Source organism: Actinoplanes palleronii, assembly GCF_016862315.1.
GTDB classification, from domain to species: domain Bacteria; phylum Actinomycetota; class Actinomycetes; order Mycobacteriales; family Micromonosporaceae; genus Actinoplanes; species Actinoplanes palleronii.
Map to the genome: position 1 here is coordinate 16,544 of NZ_BOMS01000105.1, position 11,773 is coordinate 28,316.

The 11,773-nt window shown below is 71.2% G+C and carries 11 protein-coding genes and 1 pseudogene; 7 read left to right on the plus strand and 5 right to left on the minus strand.

Annotated features, from left to right (window positions below; translation table 11 throughout):
* Positions 1-494: 494 nt before the first annotated feature.
* Positions 495-1,934, minus strand: a complete 1,440-nt coding sequence (gene gnd / locus Apa02nite_RS32845; RefSeq protein WP_067700653.1) for an NADP-dependent phosphogluconate dehydrogenase — start codon at positions 1,932-1,934, stop codon at positions 495-497.
* A gap of 212 nt (positions 1,935-2,146) precedes the next feature.
* Here gnd and Apa02nite_RS32850 point away from each other — a divergent pair, with 212 nt between their 5' ends.
* From Apa02nite_RS32850 to Apa02nite_RS32865, 4 genes are all read left to right on the plus strand, one after another.
* On the plus strand, positions 2,147-2,461 hold the full coding sequence (locus tag Apa02nite_RS32850; RefSeq protein WP_067700656.1) for a type II toxin-antitoxin system PemK/MazF family toxin: 315 nt from the start codon (positions 2,147-2,149) through the stop codon (positions 2,459-2,461).
* Between the two features lie 163 nt (positions 2,462-2,624).
* The gene (locus Apa02nite_RS32855; protein ID WP_203828501.1) at positions 2,625-4,043 is read left to right on the plus strand and encodes a PP2C family protein-serine/threonine phosphatase; all 1,419 of its coding nucleotides are present in this window, start codon (positions 2,625-2,627) and stop codon (positions 4,041-4,043) included.
* Between the two features lie 68 nt (positions 4,044-4,111).
* Entirely contained in the window at positions 4,112-5,350 is a 1,239-nt protein-coding gene (locus Apa02nite_RS32860; RefSeq protein ID WP_203828502.1) for a GlnX family signal transduction membrane protein, read from the plus strand.
* Complete coding sequence (locus Apa02nite_RS32865) at positions 5,347-6,324, plus strand: glutamate ABC transporter substrate-binding protein (RefSeq protein WP_203828503.1); 978 nt, start codon at positions 5,347-5,349, stop codon at positions 6,322-6,324. The genes Apa02nite_RS32860 and Apa02nite_RS32865 overlap by 4 nt, the downstream gene beginning before the upstream one ends.
* A 177-nt stretch (positions 6,325-6,501) precedes the next feature.
* Here the strand turns inward: Apa02nite_RS32865 and Apa02nite_RS32870 are convergent, their stop codons facing one another.
* Positions 6,502-6,966, minus strand: a complete 465-nt coding sequence (locus tag Apa02nite_RS32870; RefSeq protein WP_067700668.1) for a GNAT family N-acetyltransferase — start codon at positions 6,964-6,966, stop codon at positions 6,502-6,504.
* Between the two features lie 184 nt (positions 6,967-7,150).
* Between Apa02nite_RS32870 and Apa02nite_RS32875 the strand changes: the two genes are divergently transcribed.
* Positions 7,151-7,876: a hypothetical protein gene (locus Apa02nite_RS32875; RefSeq protein WP_203828504.1), complete on the plus strand. Its 726-nt coding sequence runs from the start codon at positions 7,151-7,153 to the stop codon at positions 7,874-7,876.
* Positions 7,877-7,928: 52 nt separating this feature from the next.
* Here the strand turns inward: Apa02nite_RS32875 and Apa02nite_RS32880 are convergent, their stop codons facing one another.
* Both Apa02nite_RS32880 and Apa02nite_RS32885 read right to left on the minus strand, forming a co-directional pair.
* Positions 7,929-8,366: a globin domain-containing protein gene (locus Apa02nite_RS32880; RefSeq protein ID WP_203828505.1), complete on the minus strand. Its 438-nt coding sequence runs from the start codon at positions 8,364-8,366 to the stop codon at positions 7,929-7,931.
* A 62-nt stretch (positions 8,367-8,428) separates the two neighbouring features.
* Positions 8,429-8,683 carry a hypothetical protein gene (locus tag Apa02nite_RS32885; RefSeq protein WP_203828506.1) on the minus strand — a complete coding sequence of 85 codons (255 nt, stop codon included), beginning with the start codon at positions 8,681-8,683 and terminating at the stop codon, positions 8,429-8,431.
* Here Apa02nite_RS32885 and Apa02nite_RS32890 point away from each other — a divergent pair.
* Positions 8,682-9,785 carry an alpha/beta fold hydrolase gene (locus tag Apa02nite_RS32890; protein WP_203828507.1) on the plus strand — a complete coding sequence of 368 codons (1,104 nt, stop codon included), beginning with the start codon at positions 8,682-8,684 and terminating at the stop codon, positions 9,783-9,785. The genes Apa02nite_RS32885 and Apa02nite_RS32890 overlap by 2 nt on opposite strands.
* Positions 9,786-9,908: 123 nt before the next feature.
* Here Apa02nite_RS32890 and Apa02nite_RS32895 read toward each other — a convergent pair whose 3' ends face one another.
* Positions 9,909-11,276 carry an MFS transporter gene (locus tag Apa02nite_RS32895; protein WP_203828508.1) on the minus strand — a complete coding sequence of 456 codons (1,368 nt, stop codon included), beginning with the start codon at positions 11,274-11,276 and terminating at the stop codon, positions 9,909-9,911.
* A 100-nt stretch (positions 11,277-11,376) separates the two neighbouring features.
* Here Apa02nite_RS32895 and Apa02nite_RS32900 point away from each other — a divergent pair.
* Positions 11,377-11,773: pseudogene (locus tag Apa02nite_RS32900) on the plus strand (glycogen debranching enzyme); the annotation flags it as partial.

Here is an 11,773-nt window from a genome sequence, read left to right on the forward strand (position 1 = left end):
ACTACGCAGACGGGCGCCCACCGGATGGGTCCACGCCGAAAGAGATCCCCTCGGCCGCGGCCCGCCCCCGATCCCGGCTGGTGTTCACGGCTGCCTCGAGGCGCCGGAGGCAGCCGTGAACACCAGCCGGGGCATGGCGGGTGCGCGTCTGCCCGGTGAGTGGCTGGTTGTCAGGGGTGTCTCAGGGGGCCGGAGGCACCCCTGAGAGCCAGCCGGGGCAGCGAGGCGCGCTGCGGCCGGGAGTGGCTGCGGTCTTGCGCCGGGAGGCGCGCTGCGGCCGGGAGTGGGCCGGGCCTCGCGCGAGACCATCACGGGACGCGGCTCGTAGCCTGCGGAGGGGCGCTCCGTATGCGTACCAGACAGGGGTCGGCACCAGGGTCGGCCTCGCGCCGATCCGCGGCGGTCTTGATCTGAAGCGGACAGTGAGACGCCCCGGTCGTCGGCTTTGCCGAGCGGACGGCCGGGGCGCGGCTCATTGCGGAACGGTCAGCGGATCAGGCGTCGACCTCGGCGCGGTCGTCGGTCGCCCACAGGGTGTGGAACGAGCCGGGCTTGTCGATCCGGTGGTACGTGTGCGCGCCGAAGAAGTCGCGCTGGCCCTGGATCAGCGCGGCCGGGAGGCGCTTGGCGCGCAGGCCGTCGTAGTACGCCAGCGCGGACGCGAAGCCGGGCGCCGGGATGCCCTGCTGCGCCGCGGTGACCACGACGCGGCGCCAGGCGTCCTGCGCGCCGGAGACCGCGTCGAGGAAGTACTCGTCGACGAGCAGCGTGCTCAGCTGCGGGTTCTTGTCGTAGGCCTGCTTGATGAAGTCCAGGAACTTGGCCCGGATGATGCAGCCGGCCCGCCAGATCTTGGCCATCGCGCCCGGGTCGATCTCCCAGTCGTATTCCTTGCTGGCCGCCTGGATCTGCTGGAAGCCCTGGGCGTACGCCACGATCTTGGAGGCGAACAGCGCCTGCTCGACGTCGGCGCTGAGGTCACCGCCGACGTGCTCGGCACCGGCCGAGGGACCCGGCAGGCCCGCGTCGGCGGCGGCCTTGCGGGCGTCGGCGCCGCCGGAGAGCGCCCGGGCGAAAACGGACTCGGCGATGCCGGAGACCGGCACACCCAGGTCCAGCGCCGCCTGTACGGTCCAGCGGCCGGTGCCCTTCTGCTCGGCCTGGTCCAGCACCACGTCGACGAACGGCTTGCCGGTGTCCGCGTCGTTCTGCTTGAGCACCTCGGCGGTGATCTCGATCAGGTACGACCCGAGCCGCCCCTCGTTCCACTCCCCGAACACGCCCGCGATCTCCTGCGGCGACAGCCCGCCGACCTGGCGCAGCAGGTCGTACGCCTCGGCGATCAGCTGCATGTCGGCGTACTCGATGCCGTTGTGCACCATCTTCACGAAGTGACCGGCGCCGTCCGGGCCGACGTGCACGCAGCACGGCTCCCCGTCGACCTTCGCGGCGATGTCCTCGAGCAGCGGCCCGAGCGCCTCGTACGACTCCTTCGGCCCACCCGGCATGATGCTCGGCCCGTGCAGCGCGCCCTCCTCGCCACCGGACACCCCGGCACCGACGAAGTGCAGCCCCTTGGCCTTGAGCGCGGCCTCCCGGCGACGGGTGTCCGCGAAGTGCGCGTTACCCGCGTCGATCAGCATGTCGCCCTCCTCGAGGAGAGGGGCGAACTCGTCGATCACGGCGTCGGTGGCCGGGCCGGCCTTCACCATGATCACCACGCGGCGCGGGCGTTCCAGGCTCGCCACGAACTGCTCCGCGCTCTCCGCGGGCAGGAACGTGCCCTCGTGACCGAACTCCTCGACCAGCTCCTTGGTGCGGCCGTAGGACCGGTTGTGCAACGCCACGGTGTGACCGTGCCGGGCAAAGTTGCGGGCCAGGTTGCGGCCCATCACCGCAAGGCCGGTGACTCCAATTTGCGCCTTCTGCGACATTCCTGCGTCCTTTCGTAACCGGCCCGTGACGGGCCCCGCGGTCAGTTCTACGGGATCCGGTGGGCGACAGTTCGATCACGTCCACGTAATGAACAGCTCGCAACCGAGCGTAACGGTGATCGGTGCACCCCACCGCCGGGGCGCGGATCAGTGCGGCGGTACGCTTCCTGCCATGCCGACCCGGACCGTGCCGTCACCCGGTCGGTGCTGACGTGCGCCGGGGCGAGATCTGGACGATCGGTGACCGATCCGATCTGCGCTACCGGGTGCTGGTGCTCTCCACCGACAGTTACAACGAGCGGGACAATGCCTCGCCGTACTGTGCGCCGATCGTCCGGCAGCGGGGCGTGACCGAGCTCCCGCCGTTCGCGGTCGCCCTCACCGAGCAGGATCCGATCACCGGGGTCGTGGTGGTGAACCGGATGCGCCGCCTGCCTGCCTCGGTCGGCGCCGAGCGGATCGGCATGGTGACCGGTGCCAGCATGGCCCGGTTGGCTGACGCGGTGCGGGACCTCTTCGAGCTTTAGCCGCCGATCTATCCCCGTGGGCTCCCCGAAAGCCGGACGCCCGACCGGGTGACCCGGGCGTGGAAGGCCGCAGGCAGCGGCCGGGCCCGGATGATCGGGGGATGTGATCGCCGGTGCGCTCGCGTAAGTCTGGAACCCGGACAGTGGACGGGGAAGGACACGTGTGGGCGGTCAGACGCTGAGCGGGCAGCAGTCGGTAGCGGTCGCCGATCGGGCGGCCACCGTCGAACGAGCGGTCGGCCTGCTCGCCGGCCGGGCCCGCTGCCGGGTCGTCGACGCGTACCGCCATCTGTTGCGGGTGGCGGCCGAGCATCGTTGCGATCCGGCCGACGTGGCCGCGCGGGTGATCGCCGTGCTGGACCGCGCGGACGGTCCGCCGCCGCTCGGCTCGGCCGGCCTGGTCGTCGACCGGCTCGCCGAGGTGGAGGAGCTGGCGAACCTCGGCTGGGGCGAGTGGGATCTGGTCACCGGTGAGATCTACTGGTCGCCCCAGCTCTACCGGATCTACCAACGGGATCCGGCGCTCGGCCCGCTGAGCCTGACCGAGGGCCGGCGCACCGGGGTCACCGACGACCTGTCGATGCGCGAGGCCGTGCTCGCCGCGTCCGGCGGCAAGGACCGGTTCGAGCTGATCAAGCGGGTCCGGATCGGTGGCCGGATCCGGCGGCTGCGGACCGTCGCCGACACCGTCCGGGACGCCGGGGGCCGGCCGATCCGGCTCTTCGGCATCGTCCAGGACGTCACCGGCCAGCACGTCAGCGCGCAGCACCTGGCCGAGGTCGAGCTCGAGCTGGAGGAGCAGCGGAAGGCCGCCAGCGCCGAGCACGACCTGGCCCTGAAACTGCAGGAGATCATCCTGCCGATACCGGACGAGCCGATCGAGCTGCCCGGGCTCAAGGCCGCGGTCCGTTACCTGCCGGCCGGGCAGGAGACCATGGTCGGCGGGGACTGGTACCACGCGGCCGAGCTGCGCGACGGCACCGTGCTGCTCGCGGTCGGCGACGTGGCCGGGCACGGCACCCAGGCGGCCAGCAACATGGCTCAGCTGCGGCACGCGCTGCGCGCGCTGACCGTCGTCGACAGCGACCCGGCCACCCTGCTCACCAACCTGAACCGGCTCACCTGCGAGCTGGAACGGGAGACCCCGGAGCTGGCCGCGACCGCGGTGATCGCCCGGTTCGACCCGTTCCGGCAGGAGCTGACCTGGGCACAGGCCGGGCACCCGCCCCCGCTGCTGTGCCGCAACGGCCGGACCGTGCCGCTGGCCCGCCCGGCCGGTCCGATGCTCGGCGTGCTCGAGGACGCCCGGTACGGCTCCGCGGTCACCGCGTTCCTCCCCAGCGACGTGCTGCTGCTCTACACCGACGGGCTGATCGAGTACCGCGGGCAGAGCCTGGACGCCGGGCTGGACGCCGTGATCGCCGCCGTCGACGACGCCGTCCGGATCGCGCCGCACCAGCCGCTCGCCGAGCTGGTCGGCCGGTTGCGCCGGGCCAACCCGGACGACGACACGTGCATCCTGGCGGCCCGGTCGTCCACCGGGACGACCCGTGACCTGCGCCATCTGATCGGCCGCATCTGATCACTCGGGGTGTTGCCACCGCACCGTATCGTCATCGGCAGTCGTCGGTGTGATCTCGGGGGTGGGCGTTGCCGATTGTCGATCGCCGTCTGACCACACCGGACCTGTACCGGTTGATCGCCGCGGCCCTGATCGTGCTCGGGCTGGGTCTCGGCGGGACCGCGCTGGCCACCGTGCACCAGCGGGCCGCGCTGACCAGGGACATCACCGCGGTGACCGGGCCGCTCAGCGTCGGCGTGCAGGACCTGTACCGGTCACTGTCCGATGCGGACGCCACCGCGGCCACCGCGTTCCTCACCAGCGGCGCCGAGCCGGCCGAGCTGCGGCAGCGCTACCTCGACGACCTGGCCCGGGCGGGTGCGGCGCTGACCGCCGCGACCCGGAACGCCGACGACGCGGACGCGGCCCGGCTCGCGGTGCTCACCGATCAGCTGCCGGTCTACACCGGACTGGTGGAGACGGCCCGGTCGTACAACCGGCTCGGGGTGCCGCTCGGCGGGGCGTACCTGCGGGAGGCGTCCGGGCTGATGCGCCACACGCTGCTGCCGCAGGCGCAGGGCCTGTTCGAGTCGGCGCAGGGCCGGCTGTCCGCCGCGCAGCGCGACGCGGTCGGCTTCCCCTGGGCGGTGCTGCTGCTCGGCCTGCTCACCGTGGCCGGGCTGGTCTACGCCCAGGTGCTGCTGGCCCGCCGGACCAACCGGGTGTTCAACCTCGGGCTGGTCGCGGCGAGCCTCGTCGCGCTGCTCGCGCTGGTCTGGTCGGCCGCCGGGCTGAGCGCCGCGGCGAGCCGGGTCGACGCGGGCCGGGGTGACGGCTCGGCGCTGGTCTCGGTGCTGGCCGGTGCCCGGCGCGCGGCCCTGCAGGCCCGGGCCGACGAGGCGCTCACGCTGATCGCCCGGGGCAGCGGCGCCGCGTTCGAGAAGGACTACCGGGTGGTCGCACAGGACCTGGCCGGGCTGCTCGGCACGGCCGCCGACCGGGCACCGGAAGCGGACCGGGCGGTGATCCTGGCGGCCCGCGACCACGCGGTCCGGTGGGGTGAGCTGCACGACGGGATGCGGGCGCTCGACGACAAGGGCGACTACCTGGCCGCGGTGGCGAAGGCCAGCGCGACCGGCGCGGCTTTCACGGAGCTGGACACCGCGATGACCAGCGCGCTGGCCACCGCCAACGACCGGGTGGACCGGCAGGCCGGGCACGGCGGGGGCGCGCTGACCGGCCTCGAGGTCGGGTTGCTGCTGCTCACCGCGGGGCTGGTCGCCGCGATCGTGCTGGGGTTCCGTCCCCGGATCGGAGAGTACCGATGACCGCTGGTAGGTCGATTCTCGCCCTGGTCATGGTGCTCGCCGTGGTCGCCGGCTGCGGTGCCGAGGCCCGCCCGCAGCCGCCGACCTCGGGCGCCCGGGCCGCTCTGCCGCTGCCGGAGAACGTGCAGGACCCGGCGGTGGTCCCGAGTGCCGCCCCGGTGCCGGACTGTGTGCCGCGGGCCAGCCTGCGCCCGTCCGGCACGCTGCCGAAGGCGGGCCGGATGCCGGCCGGCAGCACGATGGCGAAGATCGCCGCCCGGGGCCGGTTGATCGTCGGGATCGACCAGAACGCGTACCTGTTCGGCTACCGGGACCCGGCCACCGGCGAGCTGGTCGGCTTCGAGATCGACATCGCGCACGCGGTGGCCAAGGCGATCTTCGGCGACCCCGACAAGATCCAGTTCCAGGCGATCACCACGGCCGACCGGATCCCGGTGATCCAGAAGGGCAGCGTCGACATGGTGGTCCGGACCATGTCGATGACCTGCGAACGCTGGCAGCAGGTGTCGTTCTCCACGGAATACCTCACCTCGCACCAGCGCCTGCTGGTCCGCCGCGGCTCCGGGATCCGCGAGTTCACCGACCTGGCCGGCCGCAAGGTGTGCGCGACCCGGGGCAGCACCAGCATCGTCACCATCGCGGCCCAGCCGTCCAAGCCGGTCCCGGTGGCCACCGACAGCACGCTGGACTGCCTGGTCATGCTCCAGCAGGGCCAGGTCGACGCGGTGTCCACGATCGACGTGCTGCTGGCCGGGCTCGCCGCGCAGGACCCGTCGACCGAGGTGGTCGGCAAGTTCAGCTCCGACGAGCCGTCCGGCATCGGCATCGCCAAGACCTCACCGGACCTGGTCCGCTTCGTCAACGGCGTCCTCGACACGATGCGCGCGGACGGCTCCTGGACCAAGATCTACCAGCGTTGGCTGACCCCGCTCGGCCCCGCCCCGGCGCCACCGGTCCCGGTTTATCAAAACTGATTCTTCGGTACGGATGCCGAGCGCCCGTCCGCAGGCCACGAGCCGAGTCCCGCCCGTGAGGCCGCCGCGAGGCCGCGGCCCGCTCCCGGCCGCAGCGCGCCGCCGGCCCCCGGCTGGCGCTCAGGGGTGCCTCCACCGCCGTGAGACACCCCTGAGCACCAGCCGGGAGCCGGGACGTCAGTGCTCCTTGGTGAGGTGGACCAGGGTGAGGTCGGGGCGGATCTGCTCGCGGTGGGTCTCCTCGTAGCCGCGGCGTTCGTAGAGCCGGATGTTCGCCTTGCTCAGGTGGCCGGTGAACAGCGCGAACCACTCGGCGCGCCCCTCCGCGGCCTCCTCGATCGCGACCAGCAGCCGGCTGCCGATGCCCAGGCCCTGCTGGTCGGGTGCGACGGTGAGCCGGCCGATGCGCAGGACGGTGCCGTCCATCCGGCCACGGACCGCGCCGACGATCCGGTGCCCGCGGGTGGCCTTCAGCGCCAGGTCGTCGTCGAGCTCGGCGATCAGCTCCTCGAACGACTGGGTCAGCGGCGGGAGGTGCGGGTCGTCGTACGTCTGCGCCTCGACGACGTAGGCCGCGAGCTGCAGGGTGAAGAGCTCCCCGGCGTCGTCCGGTTCGACCGGGCCGATCACGATCTCGTCCATCAGGCCATCATTCGCCGTGCCCGCCGATTTGGCACGGTGTCCCGGCGAAACCCGCCGCCGCGCCGCGTCCGGAGATCATGGTCACTCGATCCGAGGTGGTGCGGTGGCGACCCGATATCCTCACGCCCGCACACCTGCGGCCTGAGCTCCGGGCCGCCACATACCCTCGGGGGAAACCGCACTCATGAAGGCCGTCTCTCGCGCCGCCCTGGCCGCGCTCACCGTCACCGCCGCCCTGCTCGCCGGGTGCAGCAGCAACGACGACAAGGCGCCGGCCGCCGCCGCGTCGGCCGCGCCCGCCGGCAACGGGATCGCCGACCTGGAGGGTGCCGCGATCCTGGACAAGGCCAAGGCCGCGCTCAAGGCCGCGAAGTCGTTCCACGTCAAGGGCGCGATCAGCCAGGACGAGTCGGTGACCAACCTCGACCTGAAGATCTCCGGCACCGACGTCGGCGGTTCGATCGACTTCGGCGGCGCGAAGCTCGAGCTGCTCTCGGTCGGCGGCAACCGTTACATGCGCCCGAACGCGGCGTTCTGGACGATGATGGACTCGTCCGGCCAGATGGCGAAGACCCTCGGCTCGGCGGTCGGCACCAAGTGGATCAAGCCGTCCGGCCAGGACACCAGCCTCGGCGCGTTCTTCGGTGCGGCCGACGTCGACGAGCTGCTCAAGCCGTCCGGCACGCTGACCAAGGGCGAGGTCAAGACGATCGGCGGCGTGCCGGCCATCGGCCTGGTCGACGGCGACGACAAGGACACCGTGCTCTACGTCGCGACGACGGGCGAGCCGTACCCGCTGACGATGGAGCGCCCGGCGCCGGAGGGCCTGACCTTCTCCGAGTTCGGCCAGACCTTCGCCGAGATCAAGGAGCCGGCCGCCACCGACGTCATCGAGATGCCCAAGCAGTAAACCCCGGGCGGCCAGGGCAGCTGCCTGGATCATCCGGCACGCGGCAACCGGATCACCGCCACGACCAGTGCGGCATCGGGGCGTTCTCCGGCACGACCGCTGAGGGCGGCATGTACGTGTCGACCTCGGCGACCGCGGTCAGCATGTAGTCGTGCAGGGCCGCCCGCAGCGCCGGATCCGCCGGGAGCGTGGCCACGACCGCCTCGTCGAACACCTCCGCGAACCGGGTCGAGAGCGCGTGGTCCCCGCCCTGGTGGGCGTGCACCCGCAGCATCGCGGAGTGGCCGCCGGCGTGCGCGGAGAAGACCGATGGGCCGCCGAGCACCTCGCCCCAGTAGTCGGCGAGGCGCTGGACGTGCTCCGGGTTGCCGGTGTGCGAGAACGGGTGTTCCAGGAGCGGGTCGGCGAGGCACCGGGCGTGGAAGTCGGCCGCCAGGGCCAGCATCGCGGGGGCGCCGCCGGCCGCGTCGTACAGGGTGGGACGTGCCATCCGCCCATCTAACCATCGTACAAAAAAAGATTGTGACAAAGACCGAAAGCGATCCTGATAAATCAGACGTATTTCGGAAGGAACGTCGGCCCGGCGGCGGAGAATGATCTAAAGGCTGCCGGATAACCGTATGTGAAGGACCGATTAAATCGATCTTTCTGATGATCTTCGGCCATCATCCTAGTGACGTGCGCGGATGTCTGAAGGGCCACGGATCTCTGTCCGTGAATGCACAGCGCTTCGCTGTGATCGGCATTACGCTGTGCCATCTGCCGATCATCCACTTCGGAGATTCCCATTCGGAACGGGGTGTCCATGAACAAAATCCTTCGCCTACTCCTCGCCACGCTGCTGAGCGTGTGCGGGGTGGCCGTCACGACCGCTCACCCAGCGTCCGCGGCCCTGGCGTCCGGCACGGTCCTGACCAGCACGGCCGCCACCCTCCCGGCCGAGCTGTCCGCGCTGGCCACCGGGAAGCGCGTCCAGTACGTGACCACGTCCATCACCGGGAGCATCACCACGTCGACCGGCCTGGTGCTCACGCCGAAGACCGGGAAGAAGAACAAGGTGGTGGCGTGGGCGCACGGCACCACCGGCCTGGCCTACCAGTGCGCGCCCTCGATCAACCAGAGCGTGTTCTGGAACGAGGCCCGGATCGCGGTCGCCGAGCTGCTCAGCCGGGGCTGGACGGTGACCGCCACCGATTATCCGGGGCTGGGCACCGCCGGGCCGCATCCGTATCTGATCGGCAACCCGGAGGCCCGGGCGATCATCGACAGCGTGAAGGCGGCCCGCAACCTGGACTCCGCGCTGAGCACCCAGTACGTCATCGACGGCCACTCACAGGGCGGCCAGGGCGCGCTGTTCGCCAGCCAGATCGCCCCGTCCTACGACGGGAACCTGGTGCTCAAGGGCACCTCGGCGATCGCGCCGGTCTCCAACACCGACGTCCTGGTGCCGCTGATCCCGGGCACCGAGGGGCAGGGTTACCTGGTGATGGCGCTGTATGGACTGAACGCCGTCGATCCGAGCGTGCAGCCGCTGACCATCCTGGCCGCGCCGGCCAAGGCCAAACTGGGTGTGCTCACCACCGGCTGCCTCAACGAGATCCTCGCCGCCTACCAGAACCTGACCGCGTCCCAGCTTGTCGTCGGCGGCACGGTGCCGAACTCGGTGCTGGCCAAGTTCGCCCAGTATGACAATCCGGCGCAGACCGCGCCGAGTGCCCCGATCCTGATCGTGCAGGGGACCGACGACGAAGCGGTGCCCTATTTCATCACCGCGGACTACCTGATCCCGCAGCTGCAGGCGTACAGCCAGCCGGTCCAGTTCGAGGTGATCCCGGGGGCGACCCACGACACCTCGGTGATCCTCTCCGCCGACCTGGTCGCCGACTGGATCGCGACCCGCTTCTCCTGATCTTCGCTTTTCCTGAACTTCGCTTCTCCTGATCTTCGCTTTGACGGCCCGGCGGTTCGCCGCCGGGCCGCTTCCGCCTGCGGTTCGACCTTTTCCGGTACGTCGTGAGCGTTCAGCGGACGCTCACGACGCCACGGTCTCCGGTGTCCGCGCCGCGTGGCCGCGTGCCCACTCGCCGGTGCTCGCCCGGCCCAGCACCAGCACCGCGACGCCCAGCCCGACCAGGATCCACCAGCCGGCCTGTCCGCTGCCGCTGGCCAGCACCGCGCCGATCACCGCGACCCCGAGCGCGCTGCCGACCTGCCGGCTGGTCGAGGCGATCGCGGCGGCCACCCCGGCGCGTTCCCGTGGCATCCCGGACACCGCGGTGTTCGTGATCGGCGTGTTCACCATGGCGAACCCCATCCCGAACAGCAGGTACCCGACGAGCAGCTGCCAGATCGGGGTGCCGGCGCCGGCCCAGGTCAACGGCACCATGCCGAGCGCCATCCCGGCGCCGGCCAGCTGCAGCGGCAGCCGGGTGCCGCGCGCGCCGACCAGCCGGCCGGCCAGCGGCGAGAACAGCGCGGTCGCCCCGGCCATCGGCAGCGTGTAGAGACCGGCCTGCAGCGCCGACAGCCCGCGGGTCTCCTGCAGGTAGAGCGTGTTGAGGAAGAGGAACCCGCCGAGCGCCCCGAACGCACAGACCGCGATCAGCACCGCGCCGGAGAACGGCGGGCTGTGGAACAGCCGGAGATCGATGAGTGGTTCCGCGCGGCGCGGCTCCCACCACAGCAACGTGACGAGCGCGCCGACCCCGACCACGAAGCACCCGAGGATCTGCGGCGAGGTCCAGCCCGCGCCCGGCCCCTCGATGATCCCGAAGGTGATCCCGGCCAGCAGCAGGAACACCAGCACCTGGCCGACCGGGTCGAGCCGCCGGGGCTTCGGCGCCCGGGACTCCGGCACGAACAGGGCGGTGAGGATCAGCGCGCCGACGCCGACCGGCACGTTGATCCAGAAGATCGACCGCCAGCCGAACCCGTGCACCAGGAAACCGCCGACCAGCGGCCCGATCGCCATGCCGAAGCCGACCACCGCGCTCCACGCGCCGATCGCCCGGGCCCGCTCGCGCGGCTCGGTGAACGTGTTCGTGATGATCGACATGGCCACCGGGTTCAGCATCGAGCCGCCGATCGCCTGCAGCGTCCGGGCCGCGATCAGCCAGCCCAGGCCGGGCGCGACGCTGCACAGCAGGGAACCGGCGGTGAAGACGGCCAGCCCGGTCTGGAACACCCGGCGGCGCCCGATCCGGTCGGCCGTCGAACCCGACAGCACCAGCAGGCTGGCCAGCACCAACGTGTACGCGTCGATGGTCCACTGCAGGCCGGAGACCGAGGCGCCGAGGTCCTCCCGGATGGCCGGCAGGGCGATGTTCATGATGGTGACGTCCAGGCTGATGATCAGCAGGCTCATGCAGCAGATCGCGAGGACGAGGTAGCGGCGGGGCACGGCTCAGTTGTACCCGTGCACCTGCCGAATCCACGTCCGGGACCTTGGTCACATCGACACGGTGTTTCCCGGAAGACACGATGTGGGCATGGTGGGCTCCATGAAAATCTGGCCGGGCAACCCGTATCCGCTGGGTGCGACCTACGACGGTGGCGGCACGAACTTCGCCATCTTCAGTGAGGCCGCCGAGCGGGTCGAGCTGTGTCTGTTCGACGACGACGGCAACGAGACCCGGGTCGACCTGCCCGAACGCGAGGCACTGGTGTGGCACGGGTACCTGCCCCGGGTCGTGCCCGGACAGCGGTACGGCTACCGGGTGCACGGGCCGTACGACCCGTCACGGGGCCTGCGGTGCAACCCGAGCAAGTTGCTGCTCGACCCGTACGCGAAGGCGATCGACGGGAACAACGACTGGGATCAGGCGCTGTTCTCGTACAACTTCGGTGAGCCGGAGTCGTACAACGACCTCGACTCGGCGCCGTTCGCCCAGCGCTCCG